We start from the raw sequence: 19,978 nt of genomic DNA on the forward strand, positions 1-19,978 counted from the left end.
CTTTTAGTTTTGTGGTGTCTGATAATCGCGGGTCAAGCCCGCTCCTACAGGGGCGGGCGGTGACTCAGACAACAAATTTTCCGATTTACACCACGCCCAGCACGTTAAATACGAACGCATACTCCAGCGCCACATCGCGCAGCCCCTGGTAGCGCCCGCTCATGCCGCCGTGGCCGGCGCCCATTTCGGTCTTGAGCAGCAGCAGGTTGTCGTCGGTCTTGGTCACCCGCAGCCGCGCCACCCACTTGGCCGCTTCCCAGTACTGCACGCGGCTGTCGTTGTAACCGGCGATCACCAGCAGGGCAGGGTAGGCCTGGGCGCGGACGTTTTCATAGGGTGCGTAGGCCTTGATCCGCTCGTACACCTCGGGTTCTTCGGGGTTGCCCCACTCGTCGTATTCGGTGACGGTCAGCGGCAGTTCCGGGTCGAGCATGGTATTGAGCACGTCGACGAACGGCACTTCGGCAATCGCCGCCTTGAACAGCTCCGGGCGCTGGTTGAGTACTGCGCCGATCAGCAGGCCACCGGCGCTGCCGCCGCTGATCGCCAGTTGCCCGGCGCAGGTAACGCCCTGGGCGATCAGGTGTTCGGCGCAGGCTATGAAGTCGCCGAAGGTGTTGTGCTTGTGCTCCTGCTTGCCGGCGCGGTACCAGGCTTCACCCAGCTCGCCGCCGCCACGCACGTGGGCGATGGCAAAGGCCACGCCGCGTTCGAGCAGGCTCAGGCGGGCGTGGGAGAACCACGGGTCGAGGCTTTCGCCATAGGCGCCATAACCGTACAGGTACAGCGGCACCGGCTTGCCGACATCGGCGCGGCGCTGCACCAGGCTGATCGGCACCTGGGTGCCGTCGGCGGCAGTGGCCCACAGGCGCTGGCTGACGTAGGCATCCGGGTCGAACGGGCCGAGCACCGGGGTTTGCTTGAGCACTTGCTGGGCGCCGCTGGCCAGCTCCAGTTGGCGTACCTGGGCCGGGCGGTTGAGCGACTGGTAACGCAGGCGGATGCGCGGGCTGACGAACTCCAGGCTGTCCTGCACGTACAAGCTGTAGGCAGCGTCTGGTAGCTCGACGCGGTAGGCCGGCAGGCCTTGCGGGCGCACCTCGATGATCGGCAGGCCGCCTTCGCGCAGGCTCAGGGTCAGGGCGCTGGCGTTGAGGGTCAGGCCTTCGAGCATCACCGTGTCGCGGTGGGCCACCAGCAGTTGCCATTGCTCGCGGCTCGGCACGCTATCGGCTTGGGCCTGGTACAGGGCGAAGTTGATGCCGTCCTGGTTGCTGCGGATGAACCAGCGCCACTGGCCTTCTAGCTGGCCGTGGTCAGGGTAGTACTCGTGGCCCTCGACCCGCGGCGCCAGGCAGGTGAAGGCCTGCTCGGGATGTTCGGCGTCGAGCACCCAGGCTTCGCTGGTGGTCTTGCTGTTGAGCAGCAGGATCAGCTGGCGCTCGGAGCTGGCGCGGTAGCAGTGCAGAAAGAAACGACCGTCGGTTTCTTCATACACGGGTGCAACGCTGCCGCTGCCCAGGCGATGGCGCAACAGCTTGTGCGGGCGATGGGTGTCGTCCAGCTCGGCGAAGAACAACGTCTGGTTGTCGTTGGCCCAGGTCATGCTGCCGTCGCAGTCCTCGAACGGCAGTTGCTCGATGGCGCCGCTGGCCAGTTCCTTGACGTACAGGGTGTAGATTTCGTCGCCCGTGGTGTCCAGGCTGTAGGCCAGGCGCTGGTGGTCGGGGCTGATGCTGAAGGCACCGAGGGACAGAAAGCCGCCCTGGGCCAGTTCATTGGGGTCGAGCAGCAGCTCTTCGCGGCTTTCATCGACCGTGTTGGAATCGTCGGCCGGGCGCGGGCAGCGGTAGTGGCGGGCGTATTCGTCGCCGGCGGTGGTGCGCGTGTAGTACAGGTACGGGCCCCAGGGCGAGGGCAGCGACAGGTCGGTCTCGAGGATGCGCGCCTTGATCTCTTCGAACAGTTGCTCGCGCAGCGGCGCCTGAGCGGCCAGCTGCGCCTCTTGATAGGCGTTCTCGGCGTTCAGGTACGCCAGCACCTCGGGGGTGTCGCGCTGCTGCAGCCAGGCATAGGGATCGGCACCTTCGGCCTTGCGGGCAATCGGGGCACGCGGAGCGGTGGCGTCTGCGGACATGCGGGGTTCTCTTGGCTGGGGGGCGCCTGCGCGCGGAAAAGTGTTTATCATAAGCGTCTATTTGCCTAGCTTGCCACGGACACCATGACCGAGAACGACTATCTGCTCGCCTGGGGCCTCTACGCCCTTGCCGCCTTGGGATGCCTGCTGGTGGGCTTTCGCCTGACCTCATGGATGTGGCGCTGGTTGCGCGAACCGCTGCGGCTGCTGATGGCGGTGCTGCTGCTGACCCCGACCATTGTCGACCCGGTGAAAGAAAAGTTCGCCCCGGCCATCGCCATTGCCGCCCTCGACACCCTGTTCAAGGTCGGCAACAACGCCCTGCGCGCCGCAGCCGACCTGGCCATGTACGGCATGATTGCCTTTGCCTTGTATGCGCTGTTCGTGCTCATCCGCTGGCCGCTCGAGCGCCGTGCCAGGGCCCGCCGCGAACAGGCGCAAGCCGCCGCGCAACGTGAAGCGGACGAGCCTGTGAGCGATGAGCCGTTCGCCGCCGAGCGCAGCGACCGCTACCGTAACCCGCCACCTGCAGCGCCGCTGGGCGGCAGTGGCACGCGGGTCGAGCCGCGCCTGTAGCCTTTGCCCGGAGCAGCCAAGCATGTGTGAATTACTGGGCATGAGCGCCAATGTGCCGACCGACATCGTTTTCAGCTTCACCGGGCTGATGCAGCGCGGCGGGCGCACCGGCCCGCACCGTGATGGCTGGGGCATCGCCTTCTACGAAGGCCGTGGCCTGCGCCTGTTCCAGGACCCGGCGGCGAGCTGCGAGTCGGAAGTCGCCAACCTGGTGCAGCGCTACCCGATCAAGAGCGAGGTGGTGATCGGCCACATTCGTCAGGCCAACGTCGGCAAGGTCTGCCTGTCCAACACCCATCCGTTCGTGCGCGAGCTGTGGGGGCGCAACTGGTGCTTTGCGCACAACGGCCAGCTCGGCGAGTTCAAGGGCCAGGCGACCTTCTATCGGCCGGTTGGCGACACCGACAGCGAAGCGGCGTTTTGCGACCTGCTCAACCGCGTGCGCGAAGCCTTCCCCGAACCGGTCGAGGTCGAGCAATTGCTGCCGGTGCTGGTCGAGGCCTGCGCCGAATACCGTGGCAAGGGCGTGTTCAACTGCCTGTTCAGCGATGGCGACTGGCTGTTCTGCTTCTGCTCGACCAAGCTGGTGCACATCACTCGCCGAGCGCCGTTTGGCCCGGCACGGCTGAAGGACGTCGACATGATCGTCGACTTCCAGGCCGAAACCACCCCTAACGATGTGGTCACGGTGATCGCCACCGAGGCCCTCACCGAGAACGAAACCTGGCATCGCTACGCACCTGGCCAGTGGGCCCTGTGGCGCCGTGGCGAATGCATCGCCGAAGGCCAGGCCAGCTAAGGATCAGCCCATGTTCAGAAGTTACCTGCGCTTGCTGTTGTTTACCTGCGGTTTGCTGGTCGGGCTGCAGGTGCCGGGCTATATCGTCGATTACAGCCAGCGGGTCGAGGCGCACCTGCTTGAATCGCGCGAAGGCCTCAAGGGTTTTGAAGACACCGCCAAGCGCTTCTTCAACGGCGACCTGCAAGCCTTGGTGCGCCATTACCGCAGCAGCGACGACCCGGTGTTCACCAGCGATGCCAACAGCATCGAGAGCCTGTTGATCCGCAATCGCCAGTTCGAGCAGGAATGGCAGATCGTGCAGGGCCCGTGGCTGGCGAAAACCTGGCATGTGCTGGTTACCGCCAACCCGCAACTGCGCGAAGAAACCCTCAACGGTTACCGCTACCAGATTCTGCTTAACCCCGAGGCCCTGGCCTGGGGCCTGAGCTGCGCGCTGCTGCTGGCGCTGGTGGTCGAAAGCCTGCTGCTGTTGCTCGGCTGGGTGGCCCTCGGCGGGCGGCGCAAGGCGGTGCAGGAGAGCTGGCGCTAAACCAGCACGATGCGCTGCGGCCCGGCATCGCGGGCGTAGCGCTCCAGCACGTTGCGGCACAGTTGCACCACCTCGTCGACCAGCTCGACGCCGGTCTGCCAGGCCACCACCAGCTCCAGGCTCGGTGGCTGCCGGGCCAGCGGCAGCAGGATCAGCTCGCCACGGGCCAGTTCCTCGCTGACCAGCGCCGGTGGCAGGGCGCCAATACCAAAACCATCACGCAACAGCCGGGTGATCGCCGCCACCGAATTCACGCAGTTCAGCCGTGGCGCGCCGACCCCTTCGGCCTGCAGCAGGCTGAGCACTTCCTGGTGCGGGCGGGAATTTTTCGAAAAGGTCACGATGCGCTCGCGGGCCAGGTCCGCCAGCGAGGCGTAGTCGCGGTTGTAGATTGACTGGCTGGCGACGATCCAGCCCATGGGGTAGCGCGCCAGGTCCAGGCTGCGGATGCTTTCCTGGCGCAACAGGTCGGTTTGCAGGATTACATCGAGAAAGCCTTTTTGCAGTTGTTCGCGCAAGTTAAGCGCCGTATCGGCGATCAACTCGATTTCCACCTGCGGGTAGCGCTCCATCAACTCCGCCACCAGCGGGCTCATCCAGGTGTGGATTACCGTGTCCATCACGCCGATGCGAATGCGCCCGACCTTGGCCCGGTCTCTGTCCAGCGATTGCTTGAGGGCCTTGGCGGTGTCGAGCATCTGTTCGGCGTACTCGAGCACCTTGCTGCCTTCCGGGGTCAGGCTCACGCCGCGTGAGTCGCGCAGCAGCAACCTGACCCCGAGATCGGCCTCAAGCGCGGCGATGCGGCTGGAGATCGAGGCCTGGGTGGTGAAGAGCTTTTCGGCGGTCAGGCGAAAACTCTTGAGGCGGGCGACCCAGACGAAGGTTTCGAGGAATTTGAGGTTCATGGCGCGCTCACTGATCAAGTTTTTCTTATGCCAGACAGCTGGTTTTTCTCGTTGGACGACAACCTGCGGGCGTCGAAAAATGATCCTCAAGCCGCGACACATGTTGTCGTCGTTAAAACAATACCAACAAGCTGAGGCAACCATGAACCCATCGGGCGTGCAGCAACAGGTCAAAGCCAGGTCAGTGGCGGGGCCATTCGACTGGTACCGCAACATCAACAAGCAGGAACGCCGGACCTTCTGGAGCTGCAAGATCGGCTACGGCCTCGATGGCATGGACACGCAGATGCTCAGCTTCGTCATCCCCACCCTGATCGCCCTGTGGGGCATCAGCACCGCCGAGGCCGGGTTGATTCACACCAGCACCCTGATCGCCTCGGCCTTGGGCGGCTGGATCGCCGGTATCCTTTCCGACCGCATCGGCCGCGTGCGCACCCTGCAATTGACGGTGCTGTGGTTCGCCTTCTTCACCTTTCTTTGCGGCTTTGCCCAGAACTACGAACAGCTGTTGATCGCCCGCACCCTGATGGGCTTCGGTTTTGGCGGCGAATGGACCGCCGGCGCCGTGCTGATCGGCGAAGTGATCCGCGCCCAGGACCGTGGCAAGGCAGTGGGCATGGTGCAGTCCGGCTGGGCCATCGGCTGGGGCCTGACGGCGATTCTGTATGCCGTGCTGTTTTCGCTGTTGCCGCCGGAAGATGCCTGGCGCGCACTGTTTTTGCTGGGCATCGTGCCAGCGGTGTTCGTGATTTTCGTTCGCCGCCTGGTCAAGGACCCGGAGATCTACCAGCAGGCCAAGGCCGCGGAAAAGACCGCAGCGCCGTCGCATTTTTATGAAATCTTCGCCCCGGGCATGCTCTTCACCACGATCCGCGCCTCGCTGCTGACCACCGGCGCCCTGGGCGGCTACTACGCCATCACCTCGTGGCTGCCAACCTTCCTCAAGAACGAGCGCGGCTTGAGCGTACTGGGTACCGGCGGCTACCTGGCGATGGTGATCTTCGGCTCCTACATCGGCTATGTGATCAGCGCCTACCTCACCGACCTGCTGGGCCGGAAAAAGAACTTCATCCTCTTCGCGGTCGGCTCGTTCATCATTGTCCTGCTCTACACCCAGATGCCGGTCAGCGACGGCGTCATGCTCTGGCTGGGCTTCCCCCTGGGCTTCTTCGCCTCGGGGATCTTCAGCGGCATGGGCGCGTTTCTCACCGAACTCTTCCCCACCCGCATCCGCGGCTCGGGCCAGGGCTTTTGCTACAACATCGGCCGCGCGCTGGCGGCGTTCTTCCCGCTGCTGATCGGCTTGCTGAGCCAGAAGATTCCCCTGGGCCTGGGCATCGGCGGATTTGCCGCAGTGTCCTACGGAGTGGTAATTCTGGCAGCACTGAGCCTGCCGGAAACCCGCGGCAAACAACTGGAAGCCCAATGAGGCCAAGCCTGAAGGAGTGTCAGTCGTGAGCCGCCTGCTATTGAATTGCGATATGGGTGAAAGTTTTGGCAGCTGGACCATGGGCCTGGATGCCCAGGTCATGCCTTATGTTGATTGCGCCAACATTGCCTGCGGTTTTCATGCCGGCGACCCCGGGATCATGCGCAAGACCGTGGCCCTGGCCGTGGCCAGCCAGGTGCGCATCGGCGCCCATCCGGCCTACCCGGACCTGGCCGGCTTCGGCCGCCGCTCCATGGCCTGCAGCGCCGAAGAGATTCGCGACCTGCTGCATTACCAGATCGGCGCCCTGGACGGCATTTGCCGTACCCAGGGTACCCGAGTTGCCTACGTCAAACCCCACGGCGCGCTGTACAACGACATGATGGCCGAGCCGCTCAAGCTGCGTGCCGTGCTCGAAGCCGTGGCCGCCTATGACCGGCAACTGCCGCTGATGCTGATGGCCACCGCCGACAACAGCGCGGCCCAGGCCTTGGGCGATGAGTACGGTGTAACCCTGTGGTTCGAAGCCTTTGCCGACCGCGCCTACGACGCCAGCGGCCACTTGCTGTCGCGGCGCTTGCCGGGGGCGGTGCACCATGATCCGGCGATGATTGTCGAGCAGGCCCTGCGCCTGGCCCGCGGCGAGGCGCTGAGCGCCAGCGATGGCAGCGCGTTGCTGCTGCAGGCCGATACCCTGTGCGTGCATGGCGACAACGACAGCTCGATCGCCGCCGTGCGGCAGATTCGCCAGGCCCTCGATGCCCAGGCGGTGCCATGAACTACCGTATTGAAGTAGTGGCCATCGACTGCCTGATGGTGCGCCTGTTCGACCAGATCGATGAAGGCAACATGCCCTGGCTGCTCGCCGCCAGCCAGCTCCTGCGCAGTGCCTTTGCCGAGCGCCTGGTTGATCTGGTGCCGTCCTATACCACGCTGATGGTGCATTTCGACCTGCTCCAGCTGTCGCCGGCCGAGGCCCAGGCCTGTATTCGTGAAGCGCTCACCGACTTGCAGCCGGACCCTGGCAGCGCAGGCCGCCAGCACGAGATTCCGGTGTGGTATGACCCGAGTGTCGGCCCGGAGCTGCAACTGCTGGCCGAGCGTTGCAACACATCGGTGGCCGACATCATTCGCCGCCACAGCGAGCGTGAGTACCAGGTGTTCGCCCTGGGCTTTGCCCCCGGCTTCGCCTTCATGGGCCTGGTCGAACAAGCTCTGGCCGCGCCGCGCCTGGCCACCCCGCGCAAACGCGTGGCGGCCGGCAGCGTGGGCATTGCCGAGCGCCAGACCGCCGCCTATCCGGCAGTCTCGCCTGGCGGCTGGAACCTGATCGGGCGCACCCCGAGCAAGCTTTTTGACCGTCAGCGCGAGGGCTACAGCCTGTTGCAGCCGGGTGACCGGGTGCGCTTCGTGGCGGTTGAGCGCGCCACCTTCATCAACCTGGGTGGTGACGATAGCCCGCTGGAGGCCCAGCCATGAGCCGCTTGTCGATCGAGGCCAGCACGCCGCTGTGCCTGTTGCAGGATGCCGGGCGCTTCGGCGTGCGCCACCTGGGCGTGACCCAGGGCGGGGCGCTGGACTGGGTGTCGATGCGCTGGGCCAACTGGCTGCTGGGCAATGCGCCCGAGGCCGCGGTGGTCGAGGTCACCCTCGGTGGTTTCAGCCTGATTGCCGAGCAGGACTGTTGCCTGGCCCTGGCAGGCGCCGACCTCGACGCTCGGCTCGACGGCCAGCCGCTCAAGCCCTGGCGCAGCTTCAGTATGAACAAGGGCCAGCGCTTGCGCCTGAATGCGCCGCTGCATGGCGCCCGTGCCTACATCGCCGCGCCGGGAGGCTTCAAGGCGCCGCAGGTACTGGGCAGTTGTGCCAGTGTGGTGCGCGAGGAACTGGGCGGGCTGGATGGCCTGGGTTCGCCGCTGGCCAAGGGCCAACAGCTGGAATATGACGATGCGGCAGCGGCGCTCAAAGAAGTGCCGGAGGCGTTGTGGCCGGACTTTACCGACAGGTCGCCGCTTGATCTGTTGCTCGGCGCGCAGATCGGCGATTTTAGCGGCACAAGCCTGTTTGAAGCGTTCAACCGCGACTGGACCCTCGACAGCCGCGCTGATCGCATGGGCATGCGCTTGCTCGGGCCGGTGTTGCACTACCAGGGGCCGGCGATGATTTCCGAGGGGATTGCGTTGGGCGCGGTGCAGGTGCCACCGGATGGCCAGCCGATCGTGCTGCTCAATGACCGCCAGACCATTGGTGGCTACCCACGGTTGGGGGCGTTGACGCCGTTGGCGTTGGCACGGCTGGCGCAGATGCTGCCGGGGAGGGTGGTGCGCTTTCGGCCGGTGGTGCAGGAGATGGCGTGGCTTGAGCAGCGGGCGTTTCTTGAAAGGTTTGTTGGCTGAGCGGGCCTCATCGCGGGTCAAGCCCGCTCCTACAGGGGGTAGGAGCGGGCTTGACCCGCGATGCTCTACTTGGACAAAAACCGCATCCCTTCCTCCAGCCCACGCAAGGTCAGCGGGAACATCCGGTCTTCGACCAGCTCGCGCACGATGTTGGTCGACGCCGTGTAGCCCCAGGTGTCCTTGGGGTAGGGGTTGATCCAGATGAGCTTCTTGTACTTCTCCATGAAGCGCTGCATCCACACGTAGCCGGCTTCCTCGTTCCAGTGCTCGACGCTGCCGCCGGGCTGGGTGATCTCGTAGGGCGCCATGGCCGCGTCACCGACGAACACCACCTTGTAGTCGGCGCCGTACTTGTGCAGCAAATCCAGGGTCGAGGTGCGCTCGGAGGTGCGGCGCAGGTTGTTCTTCCACACCGACTCGTAGACGAAGTTGTGGAAGTAGTAGTACTCCAGGTGCTTGAACTCAGTCTTGCAGGCCGAGAACAGCTCTTCGCAGATCTTCACGTGGGCATCCATCGAGCCGCCGATGTCGAACAGCAGCAGCAACTTGACGCTGTTGCGCCGCTCCGGGCGCATCTGGATGTTGAGCAGGCCGGCATCGCGGGCGGTGTGGTCGATGGTGCCGTCGATATCCAGCTCTTCGGCCGCGCCCTGGCGGGCGAACTTGCGCAGCCGGCGCAGGGCCAGCTTGATGTTGCGCGTGCCCAGTTCGACATGGTCGTCGAGGTTCTTGTACTCGCGCTGGTCCCAGACCTTGACCGCCTTGCCCTGGCGCTTGCCGGCATCGCCGACGCGGATGCCCTCGGGGTTGAAACCGCCCGAGCCGAACGGGCTGGTGCCGCCGGTGCCGATCCACTTGTTGCCGCCGGCATGGCGTTCCTTTTGCTCTTCGAGGCGCTTCTTGAACTCTTCGATGAGCTTGTCGAGGCCGCCCAGGGACTGGATCTGCGCGCGTTCCTCGTCGCTCAGCGAGCGTTCGAACTCCTTGCGCAGCCAGTCTTCGGGAATCAAGGCTTCCAGGTGCTGGTTGAGGTTCTCAAGGCCCTTGAAATAGGCCGAGAACGCCCGGTCGAACTTGTCGAAATGACGCTCGTCCTTGACCAGGATGGCCCGCGACAAGTAGTAGAACTCGTCCATGTCGGCAAAGGTCACGCGCTGCTTGAGGGCATTGAGCAAATCAAGCAGCTCGCGTACCGACACCGGCACCTTGGCCGCGCGCATTTCATTGAACAGATTGAGCAGCATGGCTATTGCTCCCGGCTCAGCGGTTACCGCGACGGCTCATGAAGGCCAGGCGCTCGAGCAACTGCACGTCCTGTTCGTTCTTGACCAGGGCCCCGGCCAGCGGCGGGATGGCCTTGGTCGGATCACGTTCGCGCAGCACCGCTTCGCCGATGTTGTCGGCCATCAGCAGCTTGAGCCAGTCGACCAGCTCGGAGGTCGACGGTTTTTTCTTCAGGCCCGGCACTTTGCGCACGTCGAAGAACACGTCCAGCGCTTCGCTGACCAGGTCCTTCTTGATGTTCGGGTAGTGCACATCGACGATCTGCTGCAGGGTGCTGCGGTCAGGGAAGGCAATGTAGTGGAAGAAGCAGCGGCGCAAGAAGGCGTCGGGCAGTTCCTTTTCGTTGTTGGAGGTAATGATGATGATCGGGCGCTGCTTGGCCTTGATCGTCTCGTCGGTCTCGTAAACGTAGAATTCCATTTTGTCGAGTTCCTGCAACAGGTCGTTGGGGAACTCGATGTCGGCCTTGTCGATTTCGTCGATCAGCAGAATGACCCGCTCTTCGGACTCGAAGGCCTCCCAGAGCTTGCCTTTCTTCAGGTAGTTGCGCACGTCGTGGACCTTGTCGACGCCCAGTTGCGAGTCACGCAGGCGGCTGACCGCGTCGTACTCGTAGAGGCCCTGGTGGGCCTTGGTGGTCGACTTGATGTGCCAGGTGATCAGCTTGGCGCCAAAGGATTCGGCCAGCTGTTCGGCGAGCATGGTCTTGCCGGTGCCCGGCTCGCCCTTGACCAGCAATGGTCGCTCCAGGGTGATTGCCGCGTTGACCGCCAGTTTCAGGTCGTCTGTAGCGACATAAGCGCTGGTGCCTTCGAACTTCATGAACCGATCCTCTAACGTAGCGCCGGGGGTACTTGGCCCCTGGCGGAAAAATTGTCATGCACGACTATAACGCGGGCTCCGGGCGAGTGGGAACGCAGACGGCCCATTCAGTCTCTGAATGGACCGTCACTCGGTAACTCAGTCAGCCTTGGGCGGCGTTTGCTCATAACGGGCGTTGAAGGCCTGGACAAAGCCGTTGCGCAATATCTGCAAAAACGCCTCGAAGGCACTGATATCGCTTTTATGCACGCTGCCGCTGAGTTCCACGCGAGTGGCGAACTGGTTCTTGCCCTGGTTCTTCAGTACGGTTTCGCTGCCGCCGACCAGCGCTTCCCAGATCGAGCGGAAAAAGCCCTTGTCCTGGTTCTGAACGTCCTGCTGCCAGTTGAACACATCGACATCACGCAGCAGCGGTTTGATGTAGCCGGTGAGCCGGCCGTTTTGCGCTTGCGCCTCGATCACCAGGTCGCCGTGGCCGGCATTGAAGTCGAACTTGCCATAGGCGCTGGCGAAGTCATTGAGCCGGCGCAGTTCGATACCGGTGGCGCGCAGGCGGAATTTGAAGTCGTCGAAGTCGCTGAACGGGTCGAAGGTGGCGCTGCTTTCGACACTGGCATCGCCCAGCAGGCGGGCCTTGGCGTCGAAGGTGGCATCGCGGCGGCCCTTGCGGTCTTCGACGTTGGTCAGGTTGCGGATGCTGGCATCGAGTTGGGTGGCCTTGAGGTTGACCGGCGGCCTGGAGTTGAAATTGCGAAAGCTCAAGGTGGCGTCTTCGATGCGCACTTCATTGAGGGTGATCGGCAGCAGTTTTTCCAGCTGCTGGCGCCAGTCGGTGCCCTGGCCGGTCTGTGAGCTCTGCTTGCTGGCGCCGTCGACGAAGTTCAACTGCGGCTTGAGGAAGGTCACCTCGGCGACCACCGCCTGGTCGTGCCACAGCGAATGCCAGCTGATCGAGAGGTCGATCAAGGGCGCTTCAAGCAGCGGCACTGGCACCTTGCCACTGGTCTTGACGATGTTCAGGCCGTTGATCTTGTAGGCGCCGCGCCACAACGCCAGGTCGACATCGGTGACCTGGCCGCGGTAGTCGCCCATGTCGGCCAGCTTGTCGTTGAGGTAGTTGCGCACCAGCAGCGGCAGGGTCAGGTGCAAGGCCAATAGTAACAATGTGATACCCAGCAGCCCCCACAAGGGCCAGCGATAGCGGCGTTTCATCGGCGGCGGTTCCCGGCAAGGTAGTGATCGGTTGACCCCTGTCAGCCTCAGGGGTTCGCCGGTTGTGGACGCACTGGCGCTGCAGGCTTACCCTTGAAGTTTTCCGCCCGGTGCATAAAAGGACCCCCGCCATGAGCCGTATCTTTGCTGACAACGCGCATTCCATCGGCAATACGCCGCTGGTGCAGATCAACCGCATCGCCCCCCGCGGCGTCACCGTGCTGGCCAAGATCGAGGGGCGCAACCCCGGTTATTCGGTCAAGTGCCGGATCGGCGCGAACATGATCTGGGACGCCGAAAGCAGCGGCAAACTCAAGCCGGGCATGACCATCGTCGAGCCGACCTCGGGCAACACCGGCATCGGCCTGGCCTTTGTCGCTGCCGCCCGTGGCTACAAGCTGCTGCTGACCATGCCGGCGTCGATGAGCATCGAGCGGCGCAAGGTGCTCAAGGCCCTGGGCGCCGAGCTTGTGCTCACGGAGCCGGCCAAGGGCATGAAAGGCGCGATCGAAAAGGCCAGCGAAATTGTCGCCAGCGACCCGTCGGCGTACTTTTTGCCCGGCCAGTTCGAGAACCCGGCCAACCCGGCGATCCATGAAAAGACCACCGGCCCGGAGATCTGGAACGACACCGATGGCGCGGTCGATGTGCTGGTGGCGGGCGTCGGCACCGGCGGCACCATTACCGGGGTGTCGCGCTATATCAAACAGACCCAGGGCAAGGCCATTCTGTCGGTGGCGGTCGAGCCGCTCGGCTCGCCGGTGATCACCCAGGCCCGTGCCGGTGAAGAGATCAAGCCCAGCCCGCACAAGATCCAGGGCATTGGCGCCGGTTTCGTGCCGAAGAACCTTGACCTGTCGATGGTCGACCAGGTCGAGCTGGTCAGCGACGAGGAGTCCAAGGCCATGGCCCTGCGCCTGATGCAGGAGGAGGGCATCCTCTGCGGAATCTCCTCCGGTGCGGCCATGGCCGCGGCGGTGCGCCTGGCGGAAAAACCGGAAATGCAGGGCAAGACCATCGTCGTGATCCTGCCGGACTCGGGCGAGCGCTACCTGTCGAGCATGCTGTTTGCCGACCTGTTCACCGAGCAGGAAAACCAGCAGTAAGTCGCCGCAGCGCTGATCCCGGGCAATAACCGGCGCCGCTGTTTGTTGCACAATCCTTAACACTGAATCCCGGCCCTGCAGGTTTTCAGCAGGGCTGGATCGGTTAATATGTTCGATTAATCCGGCAGCGATGGCCTGATCGAAATTCCAAGGAGTGTTGCATGACCTTTTCCTTTGTCGCCAAGGCAGGTGTACTGCTGCTGTTCTTCGGCAGCACACTGTATGTGCACCTGCGCGGCAAGGCGCGTTTGCCAATGTTGCGCCAGTTCGTCAACCATTCGGCGCTGTTCGCCCCTTATAACGCCCTGATGTACCTGTTTTCCGGTGTGCCGTCCAAGCCGTACCTGGACCGCAGCCGTTTCCCCGAGCTCGACGTGCTCAAGGACAACTGGGAAGTGATCCGCGAAGAGGCCATGCACCTGTTCGACGAGGGTTACATCCGCGCCGCCGAGAAAGACAACGACGCCGGCTTCGGTTCGTTCTTCAAGAAGGGCTGGAAGCGTTTTTACCTGAAGTGGTACGACAAGCCGCTGCCTTCGGCCGAGGCGCTGTGCCCGAAGACCGTCGCGCTGGTCAACAGCATCCCCAACGTCAAGGGCGCGATGTTCGCCCTGCTGCCCGGTGGCAGCCATCTGAACCCGCACCGCGACCCGTTCGCCGGTTCCCTGCGCTATCACCTGGGCCTGTCGACGCCCAACTCCGACGACTGCCGGATCTACGTCGATGGCCAGGTGTACGCCTGGCGCGACGGTCAAGACGTGATGTTCGACGAGACCTACGTGCACTGGGTCAAGAACGAAACCGAGACCACCCGGGTGATCCTCTTCTGCGACGTCGAGCGCCCGCTCAACAGCCCGCTGATGACCCGCATCAACCGCAAGGTCAGTGCCTTCCTCGGCCGCGCCACCGCGCCGCAGAACACCGACGACGAGCGCGTTGGCGGGATCAACCAGGCCTATGCCTGGAGCAAGCGCTTCAGCAATGTCATCAGCAGCCGCGTGAAGCAGTTCAAGCGTGCCAATCCCAAGGCCTACCGGGTGTTGCGTCCGGTGCTGGCGGTGCTGGTTGCCTACCTGCTGTATCGCTGGTTGTTCTGATTGTTTCGGGCCGCTTTGCGGCCCATCGCCGGCAAGGCCGGCTCCCACAATGGATCTGCATTCACCACCGACTTGCCAGCCTGAAACAGGCTGGTCTATAGTCAGACCCACTTCACCTCACCGAAGACCTGCTCATGCCAGCTTCCTGCCCAGCCACCGTATTCGCTACCGCGCCTGACGCGGTTGTCGTTGTGCGCGCGAGCCAGCAGCCGGCCATGATCAGTCACTACCCACCACCTGTCAGTAGCGTGGTCGTGTGCATCGTTGCACCGCCAGCGGTGGTAGTGCTGGGCTAAGCGGCCAATCGCTGCGCTCCCACACACCTGCACCCTACTGAATACGGTTGGCTGCCCCTCGCGGGTAGCGCCGTTCGGCTTATCTGCCCGAATTACAGGTGGCATTCATGTCTGTTCTATCGAAACAATCTATGGCCTCGGCGGCCACTACCAGCCTGTTCGTCCTGCTCTGGAGTAGCGGGGCGATCGTCTCCAAGCTCGGCCTGGCCCACGCCAGCCCGTTTGCCTTCCTGCTGCTGCGATCGGCCCTGGCACTGGCCGGCCTGCTGTTGCTCAGCCCGTTGCTCAAACTGCACTGGCCGCGCAGCCGCCCGGCGCTGCTGCAAGCCCTGGCCACCGGTTGCGTGCTGCTCGGCGCCTACCAGATCTTCTACCTGCTGGCGCTCAACACCCACGTTACCCCCGGGGTCATGGCCACGGTCATGGGCGTGCAACCGATCCTCACCGTGGTGCTGATGGAGCGCCAGCGCTCCTGGAGCCGGTTGTTCGGCCTGGGCCTGGGCTTGAGCGGCTTGATCATGGTGGTTTACCAGGGCATCAACCTCGGTGGCGTGTCGCTGGCCGGGATGCTGTTTGCCTTGCTGGCGCTGATGAGCATGACCTGCGGTTCGATCATGCAAAAGCGCATCACCAACAACCCCATGGGCACCCTGCCGTTGCAGTACATTGCCGGGCTGATGATGTGCGCGGTGTTTGCGCCGTTCCAGCCGCTGCACGTGGAACTGACCGACAGTTTCATCGGCGCGTTATTGTGGATGGGCCTGGTGGTGTCGCTGCTGGCGACCTTGCTGCTGTACCGGCTGATCGCCAAGGGCAACCTGGTCAATGTCACCAGCCTGTTCTACCTGGTGCCCGCAGTGACGGCGGTCATGGACTACCTGATCTTCGGCAACCGCCTGGCGGCGCTCAGCCTGTTGGGCATGGGGCTGATCGTCATCGGCCTGCTGTTCGTGTTCCGCAAGCCCGCAGCCACGCAGGCGCAACTGCAGGCTGACTGACCGTACGGACCGCCCGGCAGCGCGCCGGGCGGTTTGCTGTCAGAAGTAGTAGCCGATGTTGATGTTGGTGCGGTAGTACCAGTCGTTGCTGCCGACCGAGTTGGTGCTGGTCCAGCCCGTGCCGTTCTCGGCGCCGCCAAAGGGGTTGGCGTTCTTCGCCCAGGTGAAGTCGACCCAGGCCATAATCGGCATGGCCAAAAACTGCGCGCCGACGGTAAACATCTGCGAGTCATCCCAGCCGCTTTTGTCTTTCATCATGCGGCTGTAGTCGTTGTAGACCTTGATCTTCTTCAACTGGCCAAGGCCCGGGGTGAAGATGTCGTAGCCGACGTTGATCGAGCCGATGGTGGCCTTGGAGGCGATCAGGTAGGCCGGGGTCAGGCCGTTGCCGCCCATCAGCACCGAGTCGTTGCTGACGCCGTCGGGGTTCTTCGGATCGTATTCATAGCGAATCGCCTGGCTGGTAACCGTCCAGTTGCCGGCGTTGACGATCGCATGCACGCCGCCGGCCCAGTAGTCGCCATCGTCACGGGTGGTGGCGTTGTACAGCTCGGCTGCGGCCAGCGAGGCGCCGATTTCGGTTTTCCAGCCGTCACCGCTGAAGGTCCGGGCCACCCGGGCGTTGACCTGGTTGCGCTTCTCGTTGTCCTGGCGTGACTGGGTGAAGGCCACGGCGTTGTCGTCAAGATCGCTGTAACGGCCAACTTCTGGCGAGTAGCGGATGCCGCTGGGCAGCATGCGCGGGAAGTAGCCCAGTTGCAGGTCCCAGTCCTTGTCCTTGTAGCTGTACTTCAGGCCGCTGCCGGCGCTGACGCCATAGCCCATGAAAAACGGGATGTGGTAACTCCAGCCGAACTGCGGGTAGGGCTCAAGGCCAAAGGGTTTGAACGGTGCGCCCAGTTGCAGGTTGGAATTGGCATTGAAGCGATAACCGACGTAGCCGCGGTCGATCGAGCGCTTGCCGTCGTCCTGGAACCAGTAGCCGATGTCGCTGAACAGTTGTTTGTGGGTGGCCTGGACATCCAGGCGGAAAGTGTCGAAGAGAAAGCGCCCGTTGTTTTCGGTGGTGTCCCAGTGCTCATCGCGGTAGTTGACCCGCAGTGCGCCGCCAATATCCAGCGAACTCTGGCCGTCGTCACTGCGCCAGGCAATGTGCGGGAAGGGTTTTTTCAGCGCTGGCGGCTGGTCCGGCGCCGCCGGGCCGGGCTCGGAAGCGAAACTGGTGGCGCTGCCAAGGATCAGACCCAGGCTTATCACGTACTTGTTCATATCAATGCCCCGCAAGGTTGAGCAGTTTCTCTGGCAACAGCTGTCCGCCGCCTGGAATCAGGCGTTAAGCGAAAGTCAGCGGTGGCGCATCGGTAGGTTTGTTATTGTTTTATAGGTGGCACGTTGTTTTTATTTGAACTCGAGAGGTAAAGAGCAGGAACTGTGCCAGTGCTGAGGAGTGACTGTTGTTTTAATAAATATGATGTAAAACAATTATTTATATCTGAAACGCCTTAATTCGTGCCGTGGGTGAAACAGCGTGGTGTTTAAGTAACAGGGGTGGGCAATGGCAGTGCGGTTTAACTGCACAGCGCGCGTTGACAGTGCGTGGGGTATTTTATCAATGAATAAGTAATTGCCTGTTCTGGGGCCTGCGAAAGCCGCGCAAAAAAAAAACCGGCACACCCGGTGCCGGCCAATTGCGCGTGTTGCAACAGTTACAGATCAAGCACCATGCGCCGGCTCTTGCAGCCCGAGACACAGACCATCATCGATGTGTTCGCCGCCCGTTCGGCCTTGGTCAGCACGCCATCGCGGTGGTCGATGTCACCTTCCAGCACCCGGGTTTCGCACGAGCCGCACACCCCTTCGCGGCAGCTGTACTCGATATCGCAGCCGGCTTCGAGCAGCACGTCGAGCAGGTTCAGCCCAGGCTCGACGCTCAGGGTCTTGCCGGACTTTTTCAGTTCGACGCTGTAGCTGTCCTGGGCATCTTCCGAGGGCGGCAGTTCGGCGGCGGTGAAGCGTTCGATATGCGCATGAGGGTAACCGAGGCTTTCGCAGGTGCTCTCGAAGGCATCGAGCATCGGCGTCGGGCCGCAGCAGTAGAAGTGCGTATCGCCGGGCTGCCCGGCCAGGTAATGGGTCAGGTCCGGTACCGCGTTCTTCTCGTCGTTGAAATGGTAGAGCACCTTGGCATCGACCCCGCTGAGCTCCTCCAGCAGCGCCGCTTCCTTGCGCGAGCGGGCGCAGTAGATCAGCTCGGCGGATTTGCCCAGCGCCAGCAACTGGCGAAACATGCAGTAGATCGGCGTGATGCCGATGCCGCCGGCCACCAGCACGTTGTGGCTGGCGTGCGGGTCGAGGGCGAAGTTGTTGCGCGGTTGAGAGATGCGCAGCTGCGTGCCAACCCGCAGTTGCTCATGGACGAACGCCGAGCCGCCGCGGCTGTTGCGATCACGCAGAATGCCGACTACATAACGGCCCTGGTCGCTCGGCGAGTTGAGCAGTGAATAGCTGCGCACCAGGCCGTTGGGCAAGTGCAGGTCGATGTGCGAGCCGGCTTCGAACGGCGCGAACACGGTGTCGCCCCAGGGGCGCAGTTCGACGCTGATGATGCCTTCGGCTTCGTGGCGCAGGGTGTGCACCAGCGCGGTGATGGTAGAGGAGTTGGACATCGGTCACCTCAAGGGCGCAGTGCGCAAGTCAATGTCGAGCCGGGCGCTGGCTTCGATTTCCACCACCAGCTCAGGGAACACCAGGGCGCTCACCTGAACCAGGGTGGAGGTGGGGTAGCAGGCAAAGCCTTGGAAGAAGTCGCGGCGGGCGCGAGCGACTTCATCCTTGTCGGCAATGTCGGTGAGGTACAGCGTCAAGCGGTAGAGATTGCCGATGTGCCCGCCTGCCGCTTCCACCAGGGCGCGGATCTTGTTCAGCACCACCAGGGTCTGCGCGTAGGCATCCAGCGGCGCGCCGCCCTCGGTGGCCTGGCGGGTGGCGGGATGGCCGGTCATGCCGGACATCACCAGCTCGTTGCCCAGCAGCAGGGCGTTGGACCAGCTGGCAGTGGCCAGCTCGGTCACCGCCTGTGCCTGGATACGGTGCACGGGCAGGTTCATCACAGTTGCTTCGCTTCGATCAGCGCCAGTTGCTCCTTGGCCTTGCCCTTGAGGTAGCGGCGCAGGCGCACCACACCGAGGTCATGCTGATAGAGGTTCTCGCGCTGGTTGGCGTCGTACTCCATGAACTCCAGCAGCACCCGGTCCTGCTCCAGCACTGCCCAGTGGCGGGCTTCCAGGCGGTTCTTGTAGAGGAAGCGCCAGGTGTCGCGCTGCCAGCCGGTCAGGGGCCGGGCGCGCCAGTGGAACACTGCCGAGAGGCTGCGGCTGCTCGGGGTGTAGCTGCCGATGATGGTGAAGTTGCCGCCCGGGCCGCCGGTCTTCGGGTAAGGGATTTCCAGGCGCAGCCAGTGGCAGCCGTTGTCGAGGAATTCGGTCCAGTCGAAGTTGACCCCGCGCTGGCCTTCCTTCTCGAAGAAGAAACCCTGCTCGGTATCGCGGGTGACGAACTTGGCGGTGGCTTCGCCTTCGCTCATCGAGTGCGACATCTTGTGCAGGTAGGTGCCGTGCATCGGGTCCATGACGTTGTCGAGCACGTAGCGGTAGTCACCTTGCCACTCGGTGTAGCAGAGGAAGCTGCTCCACTCGGGCGAGGTCAGTTGCTCGGGCAGCACCAGCTCTGGCGGGGTGTCCAGGTGCGGGTCGGTGGCGTTGAACAAAAAGATCGCCCCGGCCGCCTCGCGGGTGTGGAACATGCGCGTCGGGCGGCTGCCTTCGAGCTTGCAGCCAGGGCTGCCGGGGACCTTGGTCACGGTGCCGTCGCAGCGCACTTCGACGCCGTGGTACGGGCACTGCAGGCGGTCGCCCAGCACCGGGCCCTGGGACAGCGGCGCGCCGCGATGCGGGCAGTGGTCTTCGAGGGCATGCACGCTGCCATCGTTGTCGCGCCACAGGGCGATCTTGTAGCCCAGGCGGCGCACCGACAGCGGCTTGTCGCCAAGCAGCTCGGAGGGTATTACCGGAAACCAGAGGTCTTTGAGGCCGTTGGCCAGGTGGTTCTCAACAGGATCGACGGTGAATTGCATATTCATCTTGTTTTACCTCCGGCGGGTCATGCGCCCAGCCGCGCCATCAGGGTTTTATAGGAGTCTTCGGTCCACTCGCCGCGGGTCAAGGGGCAGGGCGGCCCGGCCAGGTTCAGGTGCGCCAGCAGCTCGGGCAGCTGGGTGATGCCGTTGCCGTAGGCGCGCTCGATGGAATCGCCGAGCAGTTCCTCGAACGGGGTGTTGGGCCGTTTGCGCGCCTGATGGGGCTCCAGGTAGCGTGGGGTGTTGCTCAT

At 63.4% G+C, this 19,978-nt stretch carries 21 protein-coding genes; 10 read left to right on the forward strand and 11 right to left on the reverse strand.

Going from position 1 to position 19,978, the window contains the following annotated elements:
- Positions 1-85: 85 nt before the first annotated feature.
- Positions 86-2,137, reverse strand: a complete 2,052-nt coding sequence (locus LOY34_RS06685) for a S9 family peptidase (RefSeq protein WP_093386205.1) — start codon at positions 2,135-2,137, stop codon at positions 86-88.
- A gap of 84 nt (positions 2,138-2,221) precedes the next feature.
- Between LOY34_RS06685 and LOY34_RS06690 the strand changes: the two genes are divergently transcribed.
- From LOY34_RS06690 to LOY34_RS06700, 3 genes are read left to right on the forward strand one after another with little or no spacing between them, the layout of a single operon-like run.
- Positions 2,222-2,713 (forward strand): MFS transporter, encoded by a 492-nt coding sequence (locus LOY34_RS06690; protein WP_195885887.1) that lies wholly within the window; start codon positions 2,222-2,224, stop codon positions 2,711-2,713.
- 22 nt (positions 2,714-2,735) lie between these two features.
- A complete protein-coding gene (locus LOY34_RS06695) occupies positions 2,736-3,512 on the forward strand; it encodes a class II glutamine amidotransferase (RefSeq protein ID WP_045193474.1) in 777 nt (258 codons plus the stop codon).
- A gap of 10 nt (positions 3,513-3,522) precedes the next feature.
- The gene (locus LOY34_RS06700) at positions 3,523-4,044 is read left to right on the forward strand and encodes a DUF2937 family protein (protein WP_045193473.1); all 522 of its coding nucleotides are present in this window, start codon (positions 3,523-3,525) and stop codon (positions 4,042-4,044) included.
- Here the strand turns inward: LOY34_RS06700 and LOY34_RS06705 are convergent.
- Entirely contained in the window at positions 4,041-4,952 is a 912-nt protein-coding gene (locus LOY34_RS06705) for a LysR family transcriptional regulator (RefSeq protein WP_195885888.1), read from the reverse strand. The two genes, LOY34_RS06700 and LOY34_RS06705, sit on opposite strands and share 4 nt — an antisense overlap.
- A 142-nt stretch (positions 4,953-5,094) precedes the next feature.
- On the opposite strand from LOY34_RS06705, the gene LOY34_RS06710 reads away from it, so the two are divergent.
- Genes LOY34_RS06710 through LOY34_RS06725 form a run of 4 tightly spaced genes read left to right on the forward strand, consistent with a single transcriptional unit; the run spans position 5,095 to position 8,777 of the window.
- Positions 5,095-6,381 carry an MFS transporter gene (locus LOY34_RS06710; protein WP_258664411.1) on the forward strand — a complete coding sequence of 429 codons (1,287 nt, stop codon included), beginning with the start codon at positions 5,095-5,097 and terminating at the stop codon, positions 6,379-6,381.
- A 25-nt stretch (positions 6,382-6,406) separates the two neighbouring features.
- Positions 6,407-7,159, forward strand: a complete 753-nt coding sequence (locus LOY34_RS06715; protein ID WP_082075365.1) for a 5-oxoprolinase subunit PxpA — start codon at positions 6,407-6,409, stop codon at positions 7,157-7,159.
- Positions 7,156-7,860, forward strand: a complete 705-nt coding sequence (pxpB, locus tag LOY34_RS06720) for a 5-oxoprolinase subunit PxpB (protein ID WP_195885890.1) — start codon at positions 7,156-7,158, stop codon at positions 7,858-7,860. Before LOY34_RS06715 ends, pxpB begins: the two co-directional genes overlap by 4 nt.
- Entirely contained in the window at positions 7,857-8,777 is a 921-nt protein-coding gene (locus LOY34_RS06725) for a biotin-dependent carboxyltransferase family protein (protein WP_258664414.1), read from the forward strand. The genes pxpB and LOY34_RS06725 overlap by 4 nt, the downstream gene beginning before the upstream one ends.
- A 65-nt stretch (positions 8,778-8,842) precedes the next feature.
- On the opposite strand, the gene LOY34_RS06730 is transcribed toward LOY34_RS06725, so the two are convergent.
- The 3 genes from LOY34_RS06730 to LOY34_RS06740 all read right to left on the reverse strand — a co-directional run bounded on the left by LOY34_RS06730 (position 8,843) and on the right by LOY34_RS06740 (position 12,095).
- Entirely contained in the window at positions 8,843-10,021 is a 1,179-nt protein-coding gene (locus LOY34_RS06730; RefSeq protein WP_258664417.1) for a VWA domain-containing protein, read from the reverse strand.
- A 16-nt stretch (positions 10,022-10,037) separates the two neighbouring features.
- Positions 10,038-10,883: a MoxR family ATPase gene (locus LOY34_RS06735; RefSeq protein ID WP_093386178.1), complete on the reverse strand. Its 846-nt coding sequence runs from the start codon at positions 10,881-10,883 to the stop codon at positions 10,038-10,040.
- A gap of 138 nt (positions 10,884-11,021) precedes the next feature.
- Positions 11,022-12,095 (reverse strand): DUF748 domain-containing protein, encoded by a 1,074-nt coding sequence (locus LOY34_RS06740; protein ID WP_195885893.1) that lies wholly within the window; start codon positions 12,093-12,095, stop codon positions 11,022-11,024.
- Positions 12,096-12,226: 131 nt separating this feature from the next.
- Between LOY34_RS06740 and cysK the strand changes: the two genes are divergently transcribed.
- Positions 12,227-13,201 (forward strand): cysteine synthase A, encoded by a 975-nt coding sequence (gene cysK, locus LOY34_RS06745; RefSeq protein WP_045193464.1) that lies wholly within the window; start codon positions 12,227-12,229, stop codon positions 13,199-13,201.
- 161 nt (positions 13,202-13,362) lie between these two features.
- A complete protein-coding gene (locus LOY34_RS06750; RefSeq protein ID WP_258664421.1) occupies positions 13,363-14,298 on the forward strand; it encodes an aspartyl/asparaginyl beta-hydroxylase domain-containing protein in 936 nt (311 codons plus the stop codon).
- Between the two features lie 101 nt (positions 14,299-14,399).
- Here the strand turns inward: LOY34_RS06750 and LOY34_RS06755 are convergent, their stop codons facing one another.
- Positions 14,400-14,525: a hypothetical protein gene (locus LOY34_RS06755; RefSeq protein WP_258664425.1), complete on the reverse strand. Its 126-nt coding sequence runs from the start codon at positions 14,523-14,525 to the stop codon at positions 14,400-14,402.
- Between the two features lie 176 nt (positions 14,526-14,701).
- Between LOY34_RS06755 and LOY34_RS06760 the strand changes: the two genes are divergently transcribed.
- Positions 14,702-15,592 (forward strand): DMT family transporter, encoded by an 891-nt coding sequence (locus tag LOY34_RS06760; RefSeq protein ID WP_195885894.1) that lies wholly within the window; start codon positions 14,702-14,704, stop codon positions 15,590-15,592.
- Positions 15,593-15,631: 39 nt separating this feature from the next.
- On the opposite strand, the gene LOY34_RS06765 is transcribed toward LOY34_RS06760, so the two are convergent.
- The 5 genes from LOY34_RS06765 to LOY34_RS06785 all read right to left on the reverse strand — a co-directional run bounded on the left by LOY34_RS06765 (position 15,632) and on the right by LOY34_RS06785 (position 19,978).
- Complete coding sequence (locus LOY34_RS06765) at positions 15,632-16,861, reverse strand: hypothetical protein (RefSeq protein WP_195885895.1); 1,230 nt, start codon at positions 16,859-16,861, stop codon at positions 15,632-15,634.
- Positions 16,862-17,298: 437 nt separating this feature from the next.
- The gene (locus tag LOY34_RS06770) at positions 17,299-18,258 is read right to left on the reverse strand and encodes a PDR/VanB family oxidoreductase (protein WP_195885896.1); all 960 of its coding nucleotides are present in this window, start codon (positions 18,256-18,258) and stop codon (positions 17,299-17,301) included.
- A gap of 3 nt (positions 18,259-18,261) precedes the next feature.
- Positions 18,262-18,699, reverse strand: coding sequence for a Rid family hydrolase (locus LOY34_RS06775; protein WP_045193459.1), 438 nt, complete (start codon positions 18,697-18,699; stop codon positions 18,262-18,264).
- Positions 18,699-19,730, reverse strand: coding sequence for an aromatic ring-hydroxylating dioxygenase subunit alpha (locus LOY34_RS06780; RefSeq protein ID WP_195885897.1), 1,032 nt, complete (start codon positions 19,728-19,730; stop codon positions 18,699-18,701). Before LOY34_RS06780 ends, LOY34_RS06775 begins: the two co-directional genes overlap by 1 nt.
- 20 nt (positions 19,731-19,750) lie before the next feature.
- On the reverse strand, positions 19,751-19,978 hold the full coding sequence (locus LOY34_RS06785) for a recombinase-like helix-turn-helix domain-containing protein (RefSeq protein WP_045193456.1): 228 nt from the start codon (positions 19,976-19,978) through the stop codon (positions 19,751-19,753).

The sequence above is a fragment of the Pseudomonas sp. B21-009 genome, from assembly GCF_024749345.1.
In the GTDB taxonomy this organism is placed as follows: Bacteria; Pseudomonadota; Gammaproteobacteria; order Pseudomonadales; family Pseudomonadaceae; genus Aquipseudomonas.

Coding starts and splice junctions, on each gene's coding strand:
- LOY34_RS06740 (WP_195885893.1), bottom strand. CDS start 12,095: ATGAAACGCCGCTATCGCTGGCCCTTGTGGGGGCTGCTGGGTATCACA.
- cysK (WP_045193464.1), top strand. CDS start 12,227: ATGAGCCGTATCTTTGCTGACAACGCGCATTCCATCGGCAATACGCCG.
- LOY34_RS06695 (WP_045193474.1), top strand. CDS start 2,736: ATGTGTGAATTACTGGGCATGAGCGCCAATGTGCCGACCGACATCGTT.
- LOY34_RS06690 (WP_195885887.1), top strand. CDS start 2,222: ATGACCGAGAACGACTATCTGCTCGCCTGGGGCCTCTACGCCCTTGCC.
- LOY34_RS06735 (WP_093386178.1), bottom strand. CDS start 10,883: ATGAAGTTCGAAGGCACCAGCGCTTATGTCGCTACAGACGACCTGAAA.
- LOY34_RS06705 (WP_195885888.1), bottom strand. CDS start 4,952: ATGAACCTCAAATTCCTCGAAACCTTCGTCTGGGTCGCCCGCCTCAAG.
- LOY34_RS06775 (WP_045193459.1), bottom strand. CDS start 18,699: ATGAACCTGCCCGTGCACCGTATCCAGGCACAGGCGGTGACCGAGCTG.
- LOY34_RS06730 (WP_258664417.1), bottom strand. CDS start 10,021: ATGCTGCTCAATCTGTTCAATGAAATGCGCGCGGCCAAGGTGCCGGTG.
- LOY34_RS06725 (WP_258664414.1), top strand. CDS start 7,857: ATGAGCCGCTTGTCGATCGAGGCCAGCACGCCGCTGTGCCTGTTGCAG.
- LOY34_RS06750 (WP_258664421.1), top strand. CDS start 13,363: ATGACCTTTTCCTTTGTCGCCAAGGCAGGTGTACTGCTGCTGTTCTTC.
- LOY34_RS06685 (WP_093386205.1), bottom strand. CDS start 2,137: ATGTCCGCAGACGCCACCGCTCCGCGTGCCCCGATTGCCCGCAAGGCC.
- pxpB (WP_195885890.1), top strand. CDS start 7,156: ATGAACTACCGTATTGAAGTAGTGGCCATCGACTGCCTGATGGTGCGC.
- LOY34_RS06710 (WP_258664411.1), top strand. CDS start 5,095: ATGAACCCATCGGGCGTGCAGCAACAGGTCAAAGCCAGGTCAGTGGCG.
- LOY34_RS06760 (WP_195885894.1), top strand. CDS start 14,702: ATGTCTGTTCTATCGAAACAATCTATGGCCTCGGCGGCCACTACCAGC.
- LOY34_RS06780 (WP_195885897.1), bottom strand. CDS start 19,730: ATGAATATGCAATTCACCGTCGATCCTGTTGAGAACCACCTGGCCAAC.
- LOY34_RS06785 (WP_045193456.1), bottom strand. CDS start 19,978: ATGAGCAACACCCCACGCTACCTGGAGCCCCATCAGGCGCGCAAACGG.
- LOY34_RS06770 (WP_195885896.1), bottom strand. CDS start 18,258: ATGTCCAACTCCTCTACCATCACCGCGCTGGTGCACACCCTGCGCCAC.
- LOY34_RS06700 (WP_045193473.1), top strand. CDS start 3,523: ATGTTCAGAAGTTACCTGCGCTTGCTGTTGTTTACCTGCGGTTTGCTG.
- LOY34_RS06765 (WP_195885895.1), bottom strand. CDS start 16,861: ATGAACAAGTACGTGATAAGCCTGGGTCTGATCCTTGGCAGCGCCACC.